Origin of the sequence: Haloarchaeobius sp. HME9146 (assembly GCF_025399835.1) — an archaeon.
Classification (GTDB): domain Archaea; phylum Halobacteriota; class Halobacteria; order Halobacteriales; family Natrialbaceae; genus Haloarchaeobius.
In genome coordinates, this window is the sequence record NZ_JAODVR010000001.1 from 621,728 (window position 1) to 642,118 (window position 20,391).

The 20,391-nt window shown below is 65.7% G+C and carries 20 protein-coding genes; 9 read left to right on the forward strand and 11 right to left on the reverse strand.

What is annotated here, in order from left to right; genetic code table 11:
* Positions 1-53: 53 nt before the first annotated feature.
* Positions 54-776 carry a hypothetical protein gene (locus N6C22_RS03275; RefSeq protein ID WP_261649353.1) on the forward strand — a complete coding sequence of 241 codons (723 nt, stop codon included), beginning with the start codon at positions 54-56 and terminating at the stop codon, positions 774-776.
* Here N6C22_RS03275 and N6C22_RS03280 read toward each other — a convergent pair.
* Complete coding sequence (locus N6C22_RS03280) at positions 754-1,008, reverse strand: GIY-YIG nuclease family protein (protein ID WP_261649354.1); 255 nt, start codon at positions 1,006-1,008, stop codon at positions 754-756. The genes N6C22_RS03275 and N6C22_RS03280 overlap by 23 nt on opposite strands.
* Positions 1,009-1,750: 742 nt before the next feature.
* On the opposite strand from N6C22_RS03280, the gene N6C22_RS03285 reads away from it, so the two are divergent.
* Entirely contained in the window at positions 1,751-1,918 is a 168-nt protein-coding gene (locus N6C22_RS03285) for a DUF1931 family protein (protein WP_261649355.1), read from the forward strand.
* Positions 1,919-1,976: 58 nt separating this feature from the next.
* Here N6C22_RS03285 and rpiA read toward each other — a convergent pair whose 3' ends face one another.
* Positions 1,977-2,663 (reverse strand): ribose-5-phosphate isomerase RpiA, encoded by a 687-nt coding sequence (gene rpiA / locus N6C22_RS03290; RefSeq protein ID WP_261649356.1) that lies wholly within the window; start codon positions 2,661-2,663, stop codon positions 1,977-1,979.
* Positions 2,664-2,786: 123 nt separating this feature from the next.
* Between rpiA and N6C22_RS03295 the strand changes: the two genes are divergently transcribed.
* The 3 genes from N6C22_RS03295 (at position 2,787) to N6C22_RS03305 (ending at position 5,648) form a co-directional block, all read left to right on the forward strand.
* The gene (locus N6C22_RS03295) at positions 2,787-3,500 is read left to right on the forward strand and encodes an ABC transporter ATP-binding protein (RefSeq protein WP_261649357.1); all 714 of its coding nucleotides are present in this window, start codon (positions 2,787-2,789) and stop codon (positions 3,498-3,500) included.
* A complete protein-coding gene (locus N6C22_RS03300; RefSeq protein WP_261649358.1) occupies positions 3,497-4,738 on the forward strand; it encodes an ABC transporter permease in 1,242 nt (413 codons plus the stop codon). Before N6C22_RS03295 ends, N6C22_RS03300 begins: the two co-directional genes overlap by 4 nt.
* Positions 4,739-4,946: 208 nt before the next feature.
* On the forward strand, positions 4,947-5,648 hold the full coding sequence (locus tag N6C22_RS03305) for an SDR family NAD(P)-dependent oxidoreductase (RefSeq protein WP_261649359.1): 702 nt from the start codon (positions 4,947-4,949) through the stop codon (positions 5,646-5,648).
* 319 nt (positions 5,649-5,967) lie between these two features.
* On the opposite strand, the gene N6C22_RS03310 is transcribed toward N6C22_RS03305, so the two are convergent.
* The 7 genes from N6C22_RS03310 to N6C22_RS03340 form a co-directional block, all read right to left on the reverse strand.
* On the reverse strand, positions 5,968-6,699 hold the full coding sequence (locus N6C22_RS03310) for a CPBP family intramembrane glutamic endopeptidase (RefSeq protein ID WP_261649360.1): 732 nt from the start codon (positions 6,697-6,699) through the stop codon (positions 5,968-5,970).
* A 90-nt stretch (positions 6,700-6,789) separates the two neighbouring features.
* Complete coding sequence (locus N6C22_RS03315; protein ID WP_261649361.1) at positions 6,790-7,920, reverse strand: ORC1-type DNA replication protein; 1,131 nt, start codon at positions 7,918-7,920, stop codon at positions 6,790-6,792.
* Positions 7,921-8,025: 105 nt separating this feature from the next.
* Complete coding sequence (locus N6C22_RS03320; protein WP_261649363.1) at positions 8,026-8,190, reverse strand: DUF1059 domain-containing protein; 165 nt, start codon at positions 8,188-8,190, stop codon at positions 8,026-8,028.
* 143 nt (positions 8,191-8,333) lie between these two features.
* Complete coding sequence (locus N6C22_RS03325; RefSeq protein WP_261649366.1) at positions 8,334-8,492, reverse strand: DUF1059 domain-containing protein; 159 nt, start codon at positions 8,490-8,492, stop codon at positions 8,334-8,336.
* An 85-nt stretch (positions 8,493-8,577) separates the two neighbouring features.
* Positions 8,578-10,548 carry a helix-hairpin-helix domain-containing protein gene (locus N6C22_RS03330; protein WP_261649367.1) on the reverse strand — a complete coding sequence of 657 codons (1,971 nt, stop codon included), beginning with the start codon at positions 10,546-10,548 and terminating at the stop codon, positions 8,578-8,580.
* A gap of 216 nt (positions 10,549-10,764) precedes the next feature.
* Positions 10,765-11,391, reverse strand: a complete 627-nt coding sequence (locus N6C22_RS03335; protein ID WP_261649368.1) for a histidine phosphatase family protein — start codon at positions 11,389-11,391, stop codon at positions 10,765-10,767.
* A 65-nt stretch (positions 11,392-11,456) separates the two neighbouring features.
* Positions 11,457-13,076 carry a twin-arginine translocase subunit TatC gene (locus N6C22_RS03340; protein WP_261649370.1) on the reverse strand — a complete coding sequence of 540 codons (1,620 nt, stop codon included), beginning with the start codon at positions 13,074-13,076 and terminating at the stop codon, positions 11,457-11,459.
* Positions 13,077-13,209: 133 nt separating this feature from the next.
* Here N6C22_RS03340 and N6C22_RS03345 point away from each other — a divergent pair, with 133 nt between their 5' ends.
* Positions 13,210-15,660: a twin-arginine translocase subunit TatC gene (locus N6C22_RS03345; RefSeq protein ID WP_261649371.1), complete on the forward strand. Its 2,451-nt coding sequence runs from the start codon at positions 13,210-13,212 to the stop codon at positions 15,658-15,660.
* 32 nt (positions 15,661-15,692) lie between these two features.
* Here N6C22_RS03345 and N6C22_RS03350 read toward each other — a convergent pair whose 3' ends face one another.
* Both N6C22_RS03350 and N6C22_RS03355 read right to left on the reverse strand, forming a co-directional pair.
* A complete protein-coding gene (locus N6C22_RS03350) occupies positions 15,693-16,178 on the reverse strand; it encodes an Lrp/AsnC family transcriptional regulator (RefSeq protein WP_261649372.1) in 486 nt (161 codons plus the stop codon).
* Between the two features lie 45 nt (positions 16,179-16,223).
* Positions 16,224-17,294, reverse strand: coding sequence for an ABC transporter ATP-binding protein (locus tag N6C22_RS03355; RefSeq protein WP_261649373.1), 1,071 nt, complete (start codon positions 17,292-17,294; stop codon positions 16,224-16,226).
* A 143-nt stretch (positions 17,295-17,437) separates the two neighbouring features.
* Between N6C22_RS03355 and N6C22_RS03360 the strand changes: the two genes are divergently transcribed.
* From N6C22_RS03360 to N6C22_RS03370, 3 genes are read left to right on the forward strand one after another with little or no spacing between them, the layout of a single operon-like run.
* The gene (locus N6C22_RS03360) at positions 17,438-18,580 is read left to right on the forward strand and encodes a PotD/PotF family extracellular solute-binding protein (protein ID WP_261649374.1); all 1,143 of its coding nucleotides are present in this window, start codon (positions 17,438-17,440) and stop codon (positions 18,578-18,580) included.
* Between the two features lie 21 nt (positions 18,581-18,601).
* Positions 18,602-19,519, forward strand: coding sequence for an ABC transporter permease (locus tag N6C22_RS03365; RefSeq protein ID WP_261649376.1), 918 nt, complete (start codon positions 18,602-18,604; stop codon positions 19,517-19,519).
* A gap of 1 nt (position 19,520) precedes the next feature.
* Complete coding sequence (locus N6C22_RS03370; RefSeq protein ID WP_261649377.1) at positions 19,521-20,390, forward strand: ABC transporter permease; 870 nt, start codon at positions 19,521-19,523, stop codon at positions 20,388-20,390.
* Position 20,391: the final 1 nt, after the last annotated feature.

Here is a 20,391-nt window from a genome sequence, read left to right on the forward strand (position 1 = left end):
GCCGGCCGCGACGACCTGCCCTCCTTTTGTCGCGTGCGGCCGTAGCGTCCGATATGACCGACCAGCAACGGGTGGGAGTCCTCTGTGCCCCCGACCACACGGTGTTCGCGGCGGTCGCGGACAGCCTGCGCGACCGCGGGGTGGGCGTCACCTTCTACGACCCCGAGATTCCCCTCGACGGAGCGACGGTGGCCGAGCTGGACGCCGTGGTGTCGAAGAAGACCCGACCGGCGACGTTCACCACGCTCCGGCGGGCCGCCGACCGCGGCATCCCCGCCTGGAACGACTTCGTCGCCTACTGCGTCTTCGGCCTCCGGCTCGTCGGCCTGCACGCGCTCGACGCCGTCGGGTTCCGGACACCGCCGGTCTCGTTCACGCCACCCGAGGGCGAGTACGTCGCGAAGACCCTGCGGAGCTGGGAGGGGACGCCGGTGGTGAACGAGGAAGGTGACTTCTACCAGCCCCTGCTGCCGGCGGCACCCATCGACCACAAGTACTACTGCGTCGACGACGGCGAGCAGTATCACGTCCGCGTGCTCGAAGCGTCGTCGAAGCTCGAAGGTGAAAAGCGAATCCTCGGCCACCTGGAGCCCGACCCCGAACTCGCGGCCAAGCTCGAGACGCTGGCGGCCCGGACGGGAGCCCACGGCGTCGGCGTCGATATCATCCACGTCGAGGGGGAGCCCTACGCGGTCGACGTGAACCCGGCACCGAGTTTCCGTGAGACGGGCCTCGAAGCGCCCATCGTCGACTCTATCGCGAGTCTCCTCGAATGAGCGCCTCCTTCTGCCGGCGCGAGAGCTGTTTTATCTCGTACTCGCGGGACATCGCGGCCGACTTCGACTCGAACGACTCCTCGTAGCGGAGTTCGACCGGCGTCCGGCCACGGGTGTACTTCGCGCCCTCGCCCGCGTCGTGTTCCGCCACGCGTCGCTCGACGTCCGTGGTGTAGCCGGTGTACAGCGTCCCGTCGGCACACTCCAGGACGTAGACGTAGTGGTCACTCACTGGGCGAGACGTGGGTCGGCGAGTACAGAAAGGCTTCGCGTGGTAGTTGAGGTGCGGCTTCGTCGCGTCGTCACGTCCTCATCACGTTGTTCGCGCGCGTCGCCGTGCTTCTTCCGCGATTCCTGCGTTCGCCGAGCAGCTCACACAGGCGAGTATCCGTCCGTGTTCGTCGGCGAAGACGCGGGCGAACTGTTCAGAGACGTGCGCACCGCAATTATCACACGTTGGCATGGTTGTCTCCGGCGGTCGCGGCCGGTAGTCGGTGGTTGGCAACACATCACCATATACCTGTTCCAGATTCTCACCCAAATTCGGGACAGAGAAAGCAATTTTTTCCTCTTTCTGCTTTCCCTGGTGCCACAACCGTCTCTCTTTTGCGAAACCCGAACAGTTGTTCCTCTATCGGAAAACCGACGGAATTGCCCGGTGAGGGGCGAGTGCCCCGAAAATCAGATGCGCTGACAGGTGCGCGTGAGCCGCTGTGGGGCGCGCGCGACCGGTCGAACGCCGTCCAGAACCCGCGGGCGAGAGGCAGATGGCTCCACGAGACACCATCCGCCAGCGCTGGTGGTGAGTCACGCCGACCAGCGAAACGGGCGGGAAAGCCCCGCTGTCTAGCGATTTTCGGGTGAAACGTCGCTGGAACCAACACGACGGTCACCCCCGCTACACACCGGTCTCAGGGCCTATCACCGCAACATACAGCAAGTATTATAAAGGGGGCGTGGGTAGCACCGCTCGTATGGCAGACCTCATCGTCAAGGCAGCCGTGAAGGAAGCGCTCAAGGACAAGAACGTCGCATCGGACTTCTACGACGCACTCGACGAGGAAGTCGCTGAGCTCCTCGAGGACGCAGCCCGACGCGCCGAGGCGAACGACCGGAAGACGGTCCAGCCGCGCGACCTGTAAACTCGGTCGCTTTCACTTCTAACCATTCTCTCAGGACAGGGAGCGACAGCGCCGTTCGCTACCGTGTCCGTCGTTCGACACCGTCGTCGAGTCCGACGTGTACCTCGTCGGCCAGGTCGACGAAGAGGCCGTGTTCGACCACGCCGGGGAGTGCCGACAGGTCGCTCGCGAGCGTGGCGGGGTCGGTGACCGCTCCGAAGTCACAGTCGAAGACGAGGTTCCCGTTGTCGGTGACGACCGGGCCGTCCTTGCGTTCGGCCGCCCGGAGCGTCGGGTCGCCGCCGAGGTCGGTGATGCTGTCGGCGACGGTCGGGCGTGCGTCCGGGAGCACCTCGACGGGAACCGGGTAGTCCAGCTCGTCGGCGAGCTTCGAGGGGTCCGCGACGACGACGAAGCGGTCCGCGGCCGCGTCGACGATCTTCTCGCGAGCGTGGGCCGCCCCGCCGCCCTTGACCAGCGTGAACCCCGCGACCTGGTCGGCTCCATCGATGGCGATGTCGACGGCGTCGACCGCATCGAGCGTGGTCAGGGGAATCCCGTGCTCCAGTGCGAGCTGGCGCGACTGGAAGGAGGTCGGGATACCCCGGATGTCGAGGCCGCTGTCGACCGCCTGCCCGAGCGCCGCGATGGCGTGGGCCGCCGTCGAGCCGGTCCCGAGGCCGACGACCATCCCGTCCGCGACGAGGTCGGCCGCACTCTCGCCGGCGCGGCGCTTCTGTTCGGTGGTGCCGCTCGTGTTCTTCATGTAGCCGGATGCACCCCGAATCGAGTAATCAGTTTCGTCGTCGCGAGCGCTGACAACCGGAGACATACGGAGACGATACCCGCCTGCGAAGTGTTTTTCTCAGTTCCCTGTGTCCCTACAAGTATGCATTCTGCCGCCACCGATGGGCCAGCCGTCCGTCTCACAGACGTGCGGAAGACCTACCAGGTCGGAGAGCCCGTCCACGCCCTCGACGGGGTGTCACTCGACATCCCGCGAGGGTCCTACACCGCCGTCATGGGTCCCAGCGGGTCGGGGAAGTCCACACTGATGAACGTCATCGGCTGCCTCGACACCCCGACCGAGGGTGAGGTGTTCGTCAACGGGGAGGAGGTCACCGCGATGGGGGACCGCGAACGCACCCGCATCCGGGGGGAGGAGGTCGGCTTCGTCTTCCAGACGTTCAACCTCATGCCCCGGATGACCGCCGTCGAGAACGTCGCCCTCCCGCTCGTCTTCCGCGGTATCGGCGGTGACGAACGCCGCGAGCAGGCTGCCGACATCCTCGAACGGGTCGGGCTGGGCGACCGCCTCGACCACGTCCCGAACGAACTCTCCGGGGGCCAGCGCCAGCGCGTCGCCATCGCCCGGGCACTGGTGTCGGACCCGGCCATCATCCTCGCCGACGAGCCGACCGGCAACCTCGACACCACGACCGGCGAGCAGATCATGAGCCTGTTCGAGGAGCTCCACGCCGAGGGGAACACGGTCATGATGGTGACGCACGAGCGCAACATCGCTGAGCACGCCGAGCGTGTCGTCAACATCGTCGACGGGAAGATAGAGTCCGTCGAGGAGCTGGCCGAGGTCGAGCAGTGAATCCCCTCACTGGCTTCCGGATGTCGTGGCGGGCCATCCGCTCGCACAAGCTCCGGTCGACCCTGACCACGCTCGGGGTCGTCATCGGTGTCGCCGCCGTCATCACCTTCGTCACGCTCGGGGCGTCCCTGCAGGCCGGTATCATCGGCGAGGTCAGCCCCGACGACCAGCGCAACGTGTACGCCTGGGCGGCCCCGGAGAACAGCTCCAACCAGGGCCCACTTTCGGGGGCCCAACCGGTGTTCACCGAGCGTGACACCGCCGAACTGGAGAAGCTAGAGGCGGTCTCTGCGGCCTACGGCTACACGCCCTTGCCGGCCCAGACCGTGAACCACGACGGGCAACGCATCCCCCGACAGGACGGGGTGGTCGCGACCGGAAAAGAGTACGTCGACGAGGACGAGATAGCCGAGGGCAGACGCTTCGAGATGGGTGCCCGCGAGGCCGTCCTCAACCCCGCGATGGCTGGCGCGTTCGAGGAGAACGTCACCGTCGGGGACAACATCACCGTGACCCTCCTCGGCGGCCAGCAGATAGAGGCGACCGTCGTCGGCATCACGAAGACCTCCGACTCGCGCTCGCCGTTCGAGGGCTTCAACCCGTCGCCGCGGGTGTACGTCCCCATCAACCCGTACTACACCGAACTCGTCTCGCAGGCGGTCGAGACGCCGCGGTTCTCGGCTGTCGTCGTCGAGGCCACGGGCGTCGGCCAGGTCGAGACAGCCAAGGAGCAGGCCCGCGGCTACCTCGACAGTGACCAGTCCGACGCCGAGGAGTTGGCGGGTGACGAGCTCACCTACCAGCTCCAGACCAGCACGGAACTGCTCGGTCAGCTCGAAGCCATCTTGGGCCAGCTCCAGGCGTTCGTCATCGGTATCGCCGCACTCTCGCTGCTCGTGGGGAGTATCGGCATCGCCAACATCATGCTCGTCTCCGTCACCGAGCGAACCCGCGAGATAGGCATCATGAAGGCCGTCGGTGCGCAGAAGCGCGACATCATCGCCCTGTTCATCACCGAGGCGGTGGTTATCGGCATCATCGGGTCGATACTGGGGACCCTGCTCGGCCTCGCCGCGGGGTACCTCGGCGCGCAGTACATCGACATCCCGCTCACGTACCCCGTCGAGTGGTTCGGCATCGCGGTCGGGGTCGGGATTCTGGTCGGGGTCCTTGCTGGACTCTACCCGGCGTGGAGTGCCGCCCGGACCGACCCCATCGACGCGCTGCGGTACGAGTGAGATAGCCGGTCCCGGGCGGGACGACGCCCTTTTGCGTGCGTGTGACCCACGGTCGAGTGAAGCAGGACGTTTTCGACGTAGGATACCGAGAACATCCTGCTTCACTCTTTCAATCGAGCGCATGCGGTCTCGCCGTCGACCTACGCACCAGCAACGCCGACCGCTTCACCCATACCTAACCCACCGCGCGACCAACCAGTGCTACCACATGCCACGCACTGCCGTCATCGCCGGCGTCGGCCCCGGCCTCGGCGCATCGCTCGCCCGGAAGTTCGCAAACGAGGGCTGCTCGGTCGGGCTATTCGCCCGCTCCGAGGAGTACATCGAGGACCTCGCGGCCGACCTCCGCGAGGAGACGCCCGGCGAAGCGCTCGCCGTCCCCACCGACCTCACCGACCCCGACCAGATTCGCGAGGGCTTCGCGGCCGTCAGAGACGAGTTCGGCCCGGTCGACGTCCTCGTCAACCACGCCAGCGCCGCGCCCTGGAAGGGCCTCTCCGAGGTCTCGCACGACGAGTTCCAGCAGGCCCTCGACGTGGGCGTGACGGCCGCGCTCCACTGCTCGAAGGAGGCCGTCGCGGACATGCGACAGGGCGACGGCGGCACCGTCATCTTCACCGGCGCGACCACCTCGATTCGCGGCCGGAAGGGGTCGGTCGCCTTCTCCGCGGCCAAGTTCGGGGCCCGCGGCCTCGCGGAGTCGATGGCCCGCGAACTCGTCCCCGAAGGCGTCCACGTCGCCCACGTCGTCATCGACGGCGGTATCCTGCACCCCGAGCGCGAGGTCGAGCACCCGGGCGAGTACCTCGACCCCGACGCCATCGCGGAGAGCTACTGGCACCTCGTCGAACAGGACCGGTCGGCGTGGACGCTGGAACTGGATCTGCGCCCGCACGTCGAGGAGTTCTGAATCAGCGCGTCTCCCCTCGACCTTTCGATTTTCACTCCGGCGTGCGCTGGCTCGCGTGCCGACGGCCGCGAGTCACAGCCGCGCGAGGGATGAGCACTGGACTGGAGCGAAGCGGAAGGAAGCGCGCAGTCGGCTGGGGAGGCTGTGGCTGCGGTGCTGTGCGGGACGGTCTCCAGTGCCATCGGCGCGAGTGACCTGCTCGCCCGTCATCTCCCCCGCAAGGACGACCCGCCCGTCACTCGTTCTGCCGGCGATGGTCACTTGCCGTAGCCACCAAGAAGGAAACCGAACACGGCCACTCACTCACCCGAACGCTCACTCACCCGAACGTCAACACCAGGTACAGCATGAATATCTGGACCGCGTTGAACAGCCCGTGCACCAGCGCCACGACGGTCAGGCTCTCGGTCTTGGCGTAGGCGGTCCCGAACACCAGCGAGCCGACGAAGATGACCGAGAGCGAGGTCGCCAGCGCGCCGTAGTTCGTCGTCCAGAACGCGGGGATGTGGACCAGCGCGAAGATGAGACTCGTGACGACGATGGCGGCGCGCCGGGAGAACACACGATACAGCGATTTCTGGATGACGTTGCGAAAGAGGAACTCCTCGGCGGGGCCGTTGACCAGCAGGGCGACGAGGACGAGCAGGAGCAGGTAGTCCGTGTTCCCCGCGAGCCCGGGTGCGAGGTTGACGTTCTCGCTGGTCTCCAGGCTGGTGACGGTGGTGAGGATGCCGACGACGACGACGAAGGACACCGCGAGGACGGTGAACCCGACGACGGCCTTGAGGCTCTCGCGGTCGAGCGGTTTCAGGTCGAGGAAGCGCCAGCCCCGGCCCGTGAGGGTCAGGTAGGCGACGCCGACCAGCGTCAGCCCGATGTACCCCACGACGAACAGGAGCGCGTAGATCGGCAGGGTCAGGTCGTCAGCGTCGAGGGCGAGGAAGACGACGACGGGAATGGTCGCCAGCGCGGAGGCCATGACGCCCGCGACGGCGAGGCCGGCCCCGGCGATGGTCGCACCCACCTGGCGACGTGTCCGGACAGTATCCATACCGAAATTACGTGTGCATCAGCGAAAAGGCGAAGCAGCCCCCAGGCTGCTGGGGAATCCGGAAGCAGTGACCGGTGAGAATCGCCCGCCTCAGAGCCGGTCGAGGACGGCGTCGGCGTCGTAGGCGAGGTTGAGTTCGCGCGAGCGCCCGCGGCCTTCCACGTCGGCGTAGGCGGTGTCGATGATGCCGAGGTCGTCGAGCTTGTTGACGATCTCCGAGTACCGGGTGTAGCCCAGCCCGGAGCGCTCGTGGAACGTCTCGTAGACGGTCCCGGCCTGTTCGCCCTCCAGCTCGGCGATGACCTCGACGAGGGTTCGCTCGGAGTCGCTCAGTCCGTCGAGCGAGCGCGAGAGGTGGACGAACTTCGACTTCTCGTAGGCCTTCTCGACGTCCTCGAGTTCGACGGTCTTCGAGGCGCGCATCTCGGCGTTCAGGCCGGCGCGCCGGAGCAGGTCGATGCCGACCCGCAGGTCACCGCTCTCTGCGGTCTTCGCGGCCACGTCGTCGAGGACCATCGTCGAGACGACGCCCTCCTGGAAGCCGCGCTCGATGCGTTCGCGCAGGATGTCGACGATCTCGTGCTGGTCGTACGGCGGGAAGTAGATGTCCTCGGGGCGGAACACCGACTGGACGCGGGTGTCGAGTTCGTCCATCACGTCGAGGTTCGGGTCCGAGGAGACGACGACGACGCCGATGCGGGCTCCCGAGTGCTCCTCGTGGGCGCGCAACAGCGAGTAGAGCGTGTCGGAGGCCTCGCCCTCGTAGAACAGGTAGTTCACGTCGTCGAGCGCGACGACGAGGACCTCCTCCTGTTCGACCAGCTTCTCGGTGACCTGGCCGAACAGCTTCTTGAACGAGATGCCCGACGCCGGGGGTTCGTAGTCGAACATCCCCTCGAACAGCCGCGAGAACACGGAATAGCGGGTCGCGTTCATCTGGCAGTTCACGCGCACCGTGCGCACGTCGCTGGTCTCGGCCTGGAGCTCGGAGAAGAGCTTCTGGACGCCGGTCGTCTTGCCGGTGCCGGGTGGGCCGCGGACGACGGCGTTGAGCGGCCGCGAGCCGCGGACGGCCGGACGCAGGACGTACTGTAAGCTCTGCATCTGGCTCTCGCGGTGTTCGAACGTCTCGGGGACGTAGTCGATCTCGAAGACGCGTTCGTTGCGGAAGACGGATTCGTCCCACGACAACATCCCCTCGTCCGGAGGGTCCCCAGCCATTACTTTCACCCAGCCTCGCAGACTACTTAGGTCTTCGGCAGACGTCAGTCAGACGCGTTCGTGTCTCGAAAAAACGAGTTCCCGTCGGCGGAATCTGCGGTCGGGTCAGGCCTGCAGTTTCTTGATGTTGCTCTTGATCTGCCCGGCGTTCATGCTCATGCCGTGGACGTCCTGGGCGTGCTTGCGGACCATCGAGACGATCTCGTCGTCGTTGTCCGAATGGATGGTGAAATGACAGTCCTCGACGCTGCAGCTGAACTCTTGTACCATGTCGCGTGTTGACGTGCTGCGCGGTATAACCGATTGTCCCGCTAGCGAGGAAGGTCACCGTCGAGATACCGTCCGGTTCGACGACAGCACCGGGCCGGTGGCTGGCCCCTGACTGAACCGGCACTCGGTCGAGAGCCGCGGTGTCAGAGCACGTCCAGCGCGTCCTCGACGACGCCGCGGTCGATGGCCATCCCGTGCGCCTCGGCCGTGTGCTGGGTCGCGATGGCGAGAATCTCCTCGTCGTCTGTTCGCCGGACGACGAACGGGCAGCCGTGTTTCTGGCAGCGGAACTCGTATGGCATGGGAATCACCTCAAACAGGGCGAGTAACCGGTGGGGTGGGAAAAGTAACGCGTGATTAGTGCCGGAAACCCTGAGATTCGCCCGCTCAGAACTTCTCCAGTAACCGGTCGTAGAAGTCGGTCTCGGCCTCGCCCGCGAGCTTCTCGACGATGAGTTCCGGGGTCGAACGCGCGAGGTGGTCCTTGACGGGCGAGCGGTTCACGACGAGTTCGCCGTCCTCCAGCCCGACCGCCTCGATGCCGTCGATGGTCACCGCGAAGTCGGCCATCTCCCGTATCTCCCCGGCGAGGTGGGAGACGAACACCGCGGTCGACCCGTTCTCGTGCAGGGCTTCGAGGATGCCCGCGATGATCTTCGCCGAGGCACCCGGCTCGGTGATGGATTCGAGTTCGTCCACCAGCACGAGCGAGTCCGCGCCGCCCTCGGCCAGCCCGGCGAACTCCCGAACCGTCGATTCGAACGCCCCGGCGTCGAGGGTGCCCTGGGTCTTCGCGTGGTAGTGCAGGTCGGCGAAACGCTGCAGGCGGACCTCGTCGGCCGGAACGGGCAGGCCCATGTGCGCGAGGACGACGACCGCGGCGACGAGGTCGAGCGTCGAAGTCTTCCCACCGGAGTTCACGCCCGAGAGGAGCGCGACGCCGGCCACGTCGTAGTCGACCGGGTCGACCGCGTCGATGGGGACGTCGAGCAGGGGCGACCGCCCGGCGTCGATGGCGAAGCCGTCGCCGCCGAACGCGGGCATCGTGCAGTCGAAGTCGCGGGCGAACCGCGCGATCGCGAGCTCCACGTCGAGTTCCAGCGCGTTCCTGACCAGGGCCTCGGCGTCCGGCCGCTGGTCGGCGAGGTCGGCCGCGAGTTCGCGCTTCAGCCGGGTCTCGCGGCGCTCCTTCGCCGCCTTCAGGTCCTCACGCAGCCGCGAGATGGCCTGTTCCTCGTGTTCGACGGGGTACGTCGGCTCGTCGCCGAAGGCACGCCGGGCGACCTCGGCCTCGCCCGCGTCGAGCGAGAGGGCATCCACGAGGTGGTCGCGGGCCGCGTCGACCGCGGCGGCGTACTCGTCGGCGAGTTCGCGCGACAGCAACGAGTCCACGCCGGCACCACGCTCGACCAGCGAGAGCAGGTCCGCGCCCTCGATGGTCACGTCCTTCTCCTGGATGGCCTCGCGCAACCGGTCGTTGGCGACGTTCTCGGACATGCTCACGGCCGAATCCAGGTCGTCGATGGCGGTGGCGAGTCGGTCGACCTCCGCGTCGCCCGTGATGCCACCCGCGTCGTCGAGTCGGTCCAGCGCGGACTCGAGCGTCTCGAGGTCGGCGGCCGGCTCCAGGCTCGATTCGCGGGTGACGGCGACGGCGGCCCGGAGCCGGTCGCGGTTCGTGGCGAAGAAGGCCAGCACGCGCTCGGGGACGATCTCGCTCGGGTTCTCCAGCGCATCCGGTTCGACCCGCACGTCGCCCTCCACGTCGATGCCGGCGAAGGTCTCGTCGAGCGCGATGACCGTCGAGTAGGCCCGCGCGAGTTCGGCCAGCCCGCGGGCGTCCTCGACCACCTCGACGGGCAGTTCGGGAATCTCGTCCCTGGCCTTCGAGTAGGTCTCGGCGTCGGTCGTCGCCAGACAGCGGTCCCGGACCGTCACGTCCCGCGGTGGGTCCAGCGGCTTCACCCCGGCGAGCGCGTCGAGCACGGCCTCGTCGGGGTCGCGCGCCATCGCCTCCTCGGTGAACGCTTGCACCTCCTCGATGCGGGACGCGGCGGCGCTCGGGTAGAAGGTCGCCACGCGCTTGGCCGCGTAGTCGGTGACGGTCCGCTCGCGCAGCCGGTCGAGCATCGCCTCGTACACCTCGCGGGCGCGGGTCGTCGCGAGGAACCCGCCGGGGTCGTCGTGTTCCTGCCGAATGGCCGCCCGGGCGATGCGGGCGGCGCGTCCCTCCGAGATGCCCGGTGCCTGTGCGAGTATCGCGACGTCACCCGTCTGCAGCGCCGTCTCCGGGTCGTCGAGTTGCGCCAGCGCGTCGGCTGTCTTCTCGCCCACGCCGGGAATCGCCGAGAGCTCCATTGGCCGTCTCTATTTGCGGGGCCAGCAAAAAGTTCCCGCCCGCCACGACGCTTTTTACCCCGAACCGACCTATATCAGGCATGAACCGGCGACGATACGGGCCGATACTCCGGCTCGTGGGACTCGGGCTCTTCCTGTTAGCCCTCGCCATCGTCTTCGGCGTCGCGATAGACGGCGCGCTCCTCGTCAGCCCGTGATTCTCGGTCCCCAGGTGCCTCAGCGGTACGCGGTGTCGCCTTCCCGGAGGACTGTTTGCTCCCCGCCGTCGACCCTGACCTCGGTGACCGCGCAGTTGCCCTGGCTGTGCTCGGTCAGGGCCTCGACCAGGTCCCGGTCCTGCAGGTACCCGAGCAGGACGTAGAGCGGCCCGCCGTGGGTCACGACGGCCACGGTTTCGCCCGGCGTGAGCGAGCCGACGACCGACCGCCAGCCTGCGAGAACGCGCTCTCGTGACTCCAGCAGCGTCTCACCACCCTCGGGTTCGGTCTCGAACGCAGCGACCCCCGTCTCCTGCACCGCGAACTCCGGGTAGCCCTCGAACAACTCCTCGTAGCCGAGGCCCTGGTACACCCCGAAGTTCCGCTCGCGCCAGCTCGGGTCGAATTCGACCGGCACCCCGAGTGCGTGGTTGACCAGCCGCGCCGTCTCCTTCGTCCGCCGGAGGTCAGAGGCGACCAGCCGGTCCACGTCGTAGCTGTCTGCGAGGTGGTCCCCGAGCACGCGGGCCTGCTCGCGGCCCGCGTCGTTCAGGGGCGCGGGTGCCCAGCCCTGGATTCGTCGCTCGCGGTTCCACTCCGTCTCACCGTGGCGGGCGAGGACGACCGTCGCGTCGTCGGCACTCATGCTGGCGACTCGGGACGGGCGCGAGAAGTGTCTACCGGGTTAGCGAACCGAAAACCGCGGCCGGCTTACGCCCGCCGCTTGGCGATGAACAGCGACGCCTCGAACAGCACCACGAGGCCGACCGTGAGCGCGATTGCCTCGGTCTGGGGCAGCGCCACCTCGGTCATGACCCGACCCAGTATCGAGTTCTGCGTGCCCAGGTAGCCCGCCAGGAGGGCGGTGAGCCAGACGACCGGCCGGCCCTTCCGCAGGGCGCGCCAGAGCTTCACGCTGCCGTAGTAGTTCTTGTTCGTGTACGCCACGAGTTCGTACACGAAGACGACGGCCGCACTGAGCAGGAACGGCGTGGCGTTACCGAGCCCGAGCAGTGCCAGATTGTCGGTCACGGCGGCCGGGAGCTGCTGGTAGTAGCCGTCCGGCACCGGGGCCGCGCTGGCGGCGTAGCCGAAGATACCGATGAGCAGCCAGATGTACGGGCGACGCTCGCCCATCTCCTCGGCGGTCGGAATCGGCGAGGAGCTGTCGGTCCACCGCAGGAGCAACAGCGTCCCCTCGAACAGCACGACCATCGACAGCGCGATGATGATGGGGGCCATCCCCGTCGGGTCCGGCGCGAACACGAACGCGATGGCGACGAACGCACCCCAGAAGAGGATGCGCTTGGACTCCAGCCAGCGCCGGCTCGTCACGCCCATCATGATGGCGAGCATGATGAACAGCGGAATCTGGAAGACGATGGCCTGGAACGCCATCAGCGTGATGATGAGGTTGAAGGTATCGGAAAGCGCGAACGCGATCTCCGCGGAGCCCTCGGTGTAGTACAGGAAGTACTCGAACAGCGCGGGCAGCACGAGGAAGTACGCGAAGGCCATCCCGGCGACCGCGAGGATGAGACTCGTCGGGACGGACGCGAGGTAGTACCGGCGCTCTTTCGGGTAGAGCCCGGGGCGCATGAACAGGTAGGATTCGTACACGAACAGCGGCAGCGCGACCACGATGCCGGAGAGGCTCGCGACCTTGATCTTCGTCAGGATGAATTCGAGGGGTGAGTACACGCGTGGGCGTGTCAGCTCGCCCGCCGAGGGCAGGAGGTCGAACCACATCGTCGTGATGATCGCCTCCGAGGCGAAGATGGAGAGCGCGGTGGCGGCGGCCGCCGCGATGATGACGATGCCGAGGCGGCTGACCATCTCCTCGATGTGGACCGCCAGCGGCATCTCCTCGTCGTCCGGGGGGCGTTCGAAGTCGTCTACGGTTTCGTCGTAGCCGAAGTCGGGTTCGGTGAACGAGTCGTCGTCGACGGTCGACTCAGCTGCCGGCCGGGCCGCACCGGTGGCGTGTCCGACGGGCACGTCCTCGCCACCGTCTGCGTCTGCCTGCGGCGGGTTCTCGGTCACGTCGGTCGGGTCGGTGACGCCGTACGGCGCGTCGTCCTCGACCGGGTGGTCCGTGCCGTCGGCTGGCGCGTCCGCGTCACCGCTGTCGGGGGCGTCGTCGACGTGCTGGAACTGGTCCGGCACCTCGGGTTCCCCGCCGATCGGGCCCTCCTTCTCGGGCGCGTCGGCGTCGTCGGCCGCGGGCGGCGCGCTCGGTTCGTGCTCCGCCGGCTCGGTCTCGGGCGGTTCCGGTCGGGACTCTTCGTCGTCGACCTTGGATAGCCCGGACTCTTCAGACTCGTCCGCCATCTACGGGAGAGTAGTCGGCCCGCGCGTTATAGACCTTTTTCTTACCGGGGCGTCGTCGGCGTAGTTTCGTTCCCTCCGGGCGTCCCCGTAGAAGAAGATTGATGTTCGCGAGGTTGGTACCTCTCGGCATCCAATGAGCTCCGTGGTCGGAGAGGACACTGCGCGCACCATCAACCAGGGGCGTGAGAGCCTCGGCGTGTTGTTGCGCACCGCGCAGAAGCACCTCCAGAAGGTATTCATCGTCTTCCTGATCGGGTTGCTCGGCACCATCTACGCGTTGCGGCTGTTCATCTGGGACTTCCTCAGGGCGAACACCCAACAGCGGATGTCGGCGAACGTCGCCGAGCAGGTCGACGTCATCGCGAGGACACCCTTCGACGTTATCCTGTTACAGGTGAAGATCGGTCTCGTCGTGGGTATCCTCTTCGCGCTGCCTGTGCTGTTGTACTACGCCCGCGACTCGCTGGCACAACGCGGCTTCCGCCCGAAGGTGCCACTGTCGCGCTTCCAGATAGTCGGGTTCATCTCGCTCGGTGTCTTCCTCTTCACGCTCGGGGTCATCTACGCGTACGCGGTCTTCTTCCCGTTCATGTTCCAGTTCCTGGCGACCAACGCCGTGAACGCGTCCATCAAACCGAGCTACGACATCACGATGTGGACGCAGTTCATCGTCCTGCTGACCTTCTCGTTCGGGCTGGCGGCCCAGCTCCCACTCGCCATGTCCGCGCTCTCGTACACGGAGATAATCCCGTACGAGCAGTGGCGCGACAAGTGGCGCTACGCGTTCGTCGCCATCTTCGTCTTCGGGGCGGTGTTCTCGCCGCCGGACCCGTTCACGCAGATCATGTGGGCGCTCCCGCTGGTCTCGCTGTACGTCCTGAGTCTCGGCTTCTCGAAGGTCGTCACCAACCTCCACCGGGCCGGTGAGAACTCGCCCTCGGGTGGCAGCAACCTGCTGCGGACGCGCATCTACCAGCTGCTCGGCATCGTCGGCCTGACCGCCGTCGCCTCGTTCTTCGCGGTCGGCGCGGGCGGGCTGGAGACGATAAACCGGCAGGTCATCTCGCAGTTCCCGGAGTGGGTCCCCATCGGGCCGCTGTCCATCGAGGGGCTGACGCCGCTCACCGGTACCGCGGGCCAGATTCTCGTCGCCATCGAAGCCGGGCTCATCGTCGGGACGATCATCCTCGTCGCCTACACAGTCGTCGTGCTCCGCCAGCCGACCGTGCCACGCGGTGGCCGTCGGACCGGTGACCCGGCGAGCATCGACCTCGACACCCTCGACGCCGCCGGCGTGCAGGCCGCCCCGATAGAGGCCTTCATGGAGCTCTCGGAGGACAAGGCGCTCAAGCACGCCCGAAAAGCGATGGACGAGGACGACTCCGAGAAGGCACAGGCGCTGCTGGACCGCTTCGACGAGGCCCAGGAGATAAAGGAGATGCAGGAGGCGGCCGAGGCCGGCGACCAGCCGAAGTCCCTGGCCGACCCGTCCTCGATGGGCGGCGACGTGGCTCCCGAGGACGCCGAGGAAGAGAGCAACGTCCTGTCCCGGACCGCGGCCGGCGTGCTCAACCCCTTCACCGAGGAGGAGACAACCGAAGACGACATCGGCGGGTACTACTACGACCTCGCGTTCATCCTGCAGTCACTGACCTCGAAGTTCTTCCGTCTCATCGCGCTGTTCATGGTCGTCCTGGTCGGCTCGTTCGGCTGGCTGTACGGCGGCGGGCTCGGTGAGATCAAGCGGAACTTCATCTCCCGCGTGCCGCCCGCCATCCGGGGCGACCCGGCCGCGGTCGGCTTCGAGGAGTTCTTCGTCGCCGGCCAGCCCCTCACGGACGCCATGACGGTCATGCCCGGCGTCCCCGAGGCAGCCACCGTCGGCCCGACGAACCCCGGTGCGGTCGTCGGTGCACACCCCTACGAGCAGATCGTCAACGCGATGGGCGGCCCCAGCGAGGTCGGTCTCATCGTCGCGCTCCACCCCGTCGAGGCGCTCATCTTCGAGGTGAAGGTGAGTACCCTGCTGGCGGCGGTGACGACGCTCCCGCTCTTGCTGTACTACGCCTGGCCCGCGATGAAAGAGCGCGGTCTCGTGAAGTCCGGCAACAACAACACGTTCCTCATCTGGGGCGTCGCCCTGTTCATCGGCTTCATCATCGGGAGTGTCCTCGGGTTCTTCGTCGTGGCCCCGACCATCATCTCCTACCTGGTCTCGGACGCCATCCAGGCGGACATCATCATCTCCTACCGCCTGCAGAGCTTCTTCTGGCTCATCTTCTTCACCACGGCGGGCATCGGGATATTCATCGATATCCCGGTCACGATGCTGTTGTTCCACCGCGGGCGCATCGTCCGGTACGAGGCGTTCCGTGAGTACTGGCGGCCCATCATCCTCGGCATCTTCGCCCTGGCGGCGATCTTCACGCCCTCGGGCGTCCTGACGATGCTCATCCTCGCCATCCCCATCTCGCTGGCGTACGGCATCGGGCTGGTGTTGCTCGGGCTGGTGACGTTCCCGTGGCGGCTCCGTGGCGGTGGCGGTGGCTCGAAGCCCGAGGAACCCGAGCCAGAATCAGTGTAAACGCGATTTCGTTCTCTTTTCGCTGACGGCCGTCAGTCGAGTAACGCCTGGAGTGCCTCGTCGTCGTAGTTGACGAGGAGGCGCGACTCCTGCTTGACCGTCCGGAGGACGACGTTGGTCGAGGAGTCGACGACGCCGTCCATGTCGATGATGCGGTCGATGAGTTGCTGGAGTTCCTCGTGGCCCCTGACCTGGGAGATGACGAGGAACGACACCTCACCCAGCATCTGGTGCACCTGCTGGACGCCCGAGATGTCCGCGAGCTTCTCGCCGACGTCGTCGTACGCATCGCCGTAGTCGCTCTGTATCTGGGTTACTGCGGTCAGTTCGAACCCGAGCACCTGGGGGTCGAGTTCTGCGACTCGTCCGTCGAAGAGACCGTTCTCGCGGTAGGTCTCGATACGGTAGTAGACGGTGGACGTGCTCACGCCGAGTTCCTCGGCGAGTTCGTTCGCGTCTACCTCTCCGTGTTCGTCGAGCTGGGTCAGAATCTCGATATCGGTTTCGTCAAGCTCCATTATGTCGTCTGTCACTGGTCGCGTCGCGTCTGTTTCCCGCTCGGTTCACTCGAACACCACCGGTCCGTCGTCGACGAGTTCGAAGTGGGCGGTGTCTCCACGGTCGACGGGGGTCTGACGGCCTTGCATGACCACCTGTACGTTCGAGAGGGCAGGCGAGGCCGGTTCGACCACGTAGTTGGTCTGGTCGCCCTGGAAGTATCGCTCGACGATATCACCTGTGAACGCGCTGTCCTCAGGAGTGGTCAAAGAAATATCCTCCGGCCGGACCGAGACCGTCACCTCGCCCTCGACGGACTCGTCCGTGGTGAAGTCGAAGCCGTCGTCACCACCGACCGAGACGACCGTCCCGTCACCGTTCTGCTCTGCCTGCGCGTCGAAGAGGTTCGTATCGCCGATGAAGTCTGCGACGAACGGCGTGGCTGGGTTGCGATAGATCTCTTCGGGTCGTCCGACCTGCTCGATCTGCCCTTCGTTCATCACCGCCATCCGGTCGGAGAGGGTCATCGCGACCTCCTGGTCGTGGGTGACGTAGAAGAACGCGCCCTGGGTCTTCTCGTGGAGCTTTCGCAGTTCGACCTGCATCTGTTTTCGGAGCTTCCGGTCCAGGCTGGACAGCGGTTCGTCCAGCAAGAGGACGGCGGGTTCGTTGATCAACGCCCGCGCGAGCGCGACACGCTGTTGCTGGCCGCCGGAGAGTTCGCCGGGGTCCCGTTCCTCGAAGCCGCCGAGGTCGACGAGTTCGAGGTACTCGCTGGCCTTTCGTTTGCGTTCGGCCTCGTCGACGCCGGCCTTCTGCAGGCCGTAGGTGACGTTCTTTCCGACGGACATGTGCGGGAACAGCGAGAGGTGCTGGAACACGAGGTTCGTGTCGCGGTCCTCGGGTGGGATGCTCCGCATCTCCATCCCGTCGAGCCGGAGGTTGCCGTCGGTCGGTGTTTCGAAGCCGCTTATCATCCGGAGGGTCGTCGTCTTGCCACACCCGGACGGTCCGACCAGCGAAAAGAACTCACCCTGTCGGATGGTGAGGTCGATGCCATCGACAGCGGTGACCGACCCGAACTCCTTTCGCACGTCGGCCAGTTCGATGAGCGCACGTTCGTCATGCGGTGACATACCGCTCGGTTTACTCCCGTCCCTAATAAATCTCGGGGAATTTGGAAACTTAGCTGATTTCAGAGCGTATTGTCCGTCCCAGTGCTGAAATAAACTGGTTCGGCTGGTGAAGTTTTAATAGCCTCCAGAATGTTCCCCAACATATGCCACGCGGTAACAAAGGTCAGCACGAGGGTGAAACGGAGTCGACACCGACCAGGCGGCGGACGTTCCTGAAAAGCGCAGGCGCGGCGAGCGCAGCGTCGATGCTGGGTCTCGCAGGGTGCCTCGGTGGTCTGACCGGCGGTGGTGGGACGACGACCATCAACATCTACACCTGGGAGGAGTACAAGGACTTCAAAGAGCAGATCGAGGACAAACTCGACATCACGGTGGAGTACACCATCGGGACGTCCTCGGCGAAGATGTTCTCGGCGTTCAACTCGGGACAGGACTCCCAGTACGACGTCGTCATCCCGAACAACAACTACATCCCCAAACTGCAGCAGGCGGGGCTGCTGGCACCGCTCCAGAAGGACGCCGTGCCGAACTTCGACAACCTGTACGGGAAGTTCAAGGAGTTCGCCAACACGCAGTTCGCCGCCGACGGAGACATCTACGGCGTCCCCATCCGGTTCGGCTGGTACGGTGTCTCCTACGACTCCCGCAAGATCGAGAACCCCGAGAAGTCCTACTCCGAGCTCTGGAACGAGGAGAACAAGGGGGACATCATCATGTACGACAACCACTTCAAGTCGATGAGCGCGGCGGCGCTCTCACTCGGGTACACGGAGGCGTTCGAGGGCTCGAAGGTGAGCCTCTCCGATTCGCAGATCGAGAAGGTCAAAGAGAAGCTCATCGAGCAGAAGTCCCTGCTCCAGGGGTACATCGCGGCGGACCCGACGTACATCAAGTCCTTCCGCCAGGGCAACCACACCATCGGCCTCTCGGGTCGTAACGAGATCGTCGAGATGTGGGCCAACGGTGACGACTGGCCCGAACTGTACGTCCCGAAGGAGGGGTCGCTCGCGTGGTTCGAGGGCGCGGGCGTCTCCGCGAAGTCTGACAACAAGGAGATGGCCTGGAAGGTCGTCAACGAGTACATCGGCGCGAAGACGGGTGCCGAACTGGCCAAGGTGGGCTACTCGCCCAGCTGTAACCCGAGCACCCAGGAGCACCTCTCCAGCGAACAGAACGAGATGTTCGGCAAGGTCGACCCGGGCCGCCTCGACGGGTTCATCCCGTTCAAGGCGGTCGAGAACGAGGAGAAGTGGGTGACCGCCTGGGAGGACGTGAAGACCGCCTAGGGTCGAACGAGGAACATATTTATGTCAAACGAGCAGACGAAGCGGAAGCGACTGGTGGCGGCGTTCAGCGGGCGAACCCGCCAGCTCCAGCTGGCGCTCCTCCCGAGCAGCCTCTGGCTGGTGTTGCTCCTGCTGGCCCCCATCACGTTCATGGTGACCGTCAGCTTCCTGCAGGTCAACGACGCCTACCAGATCGTCTGGGAACCGACGCTGCAAAACTACACCACGCTGTTCAGCGGCTCGGGCCCGTTCTGGGAGTCGTCGTTCTACAAGTCGCTGATCCTGTCGTACGAGATCGCGCTGGTGACGACCATCCTGTGTCTGGTGCTGGCGTTCCCGCTCGCGTACTTCCTGGCACAGGCCGACGGACGGACGTTCAAGATCGTCATCTTCCTCGTCCTGTTGCCGTTCTTCACGATGTACCTCGTCCGGGCGTACTCGTGGTTCCTGATGTTCGGGCCGAACGGGGTGATAAACGCGACGTTGCAGACGGTCGGCATCGTCGACGGCCCGGTGGAACTGTTCAACTTCGGGAAGCTCGCCATCATCGTCGGGCTGGTCCACGCGTACTTCCCGTACATGCTGCTGTCGCTGTACGCCAGCCTCGACGGCATCGACTTCACCCTGATAGAGGCCGCACGCGACCTCGGCGCGAGCCGGGCAACCGTGGTCAAGGACATCATCGTTCCGCTGACCCTGCCCGGCATCATCAGCGGGAGCCTGTTCGTGTTCGTGCCCGCGCTGGGCGCGTTCATCACGCCGCGCTTCCTGGGTCAGGGGAAGGTGCTCATGATCGGCCAGCTCATCGAGGAACGAATCAACTCGCTGTACGCTATCGACTACGGCAGTGCGGCGTCGATGTTCATCGTCGTCTCCATCGTCGTCGCGTTCGCCGTGGCGTTCCGGTACGTCAGCATCGAAGACATCGGAGGTGTGTGAGATGGCAACCGAGACACGAACCGACACCGGCACCGAGACGTCGTCCGAACTGGTCGGCCACGAACTGCGCGAGCGACTGTTGAGCGGCGGCTTCCGCGTCCTCGCGGGTGCGTTGCTCGTGTTCCTGTGGATTCCGCTCGGGGTGATGGTCATCCTCTCGTTCATGGAGAACTCGAGCACGTTCTTCCCGTTCCGCGGGGTCACGCTCGACCACTACGCGGCCACGTTCGCGGACGAGGCACTGATGAGTTCGCTGTTCACGAGCGTCCAGGTCGCGACGTTCTCGGCGGTCATCGCGACCGTCCTCGGCGTGCTCGCGAGCTTCGGTCTCGCCCGGTACGACTTCCCGTACAAGGAGATGTACCGGACGCTGGGCATCCTGCCGATGGTCATCCCGGGGGTCGTCCTGGGCATCGCGTTGCTCATCTACTTCCAGACGCTGCTGGGCATCTCGCCAGGGTTCCTGACGCTCGTGTTGACCCACTCGGTGTACGGCTTCCCGTTCGTCCTGCTCATCGTGACGGCACGGATGTATACCTTCGACGAGTCCCTCGAGGAGGCGGCCCGTGACCTCGGGGCGGACCCCCTGACGGTGTTCAGGGACGTGACGTTCCCGGTCATCGCACCGGCTATCGGTGCCGGGTTCCTGTTCGCGTGGATCCGGTCGTTCGAGGACTTCATCCGCGCACATTTCGTCAAGGGCGTGATGGACGTCCTGACGACGACCATGTTCGGGATGATAAAGTTCGGCGCGGCTCCGAAGATGAACGCCATCTCGTCGTTCATCGTCCTCATCATCGGCGTCGTCCTCGCGGTCGCGATGAACCTGGGGAACGTCACCGAGTACGTCGCCGGGACCGAGGGCGAGTAGC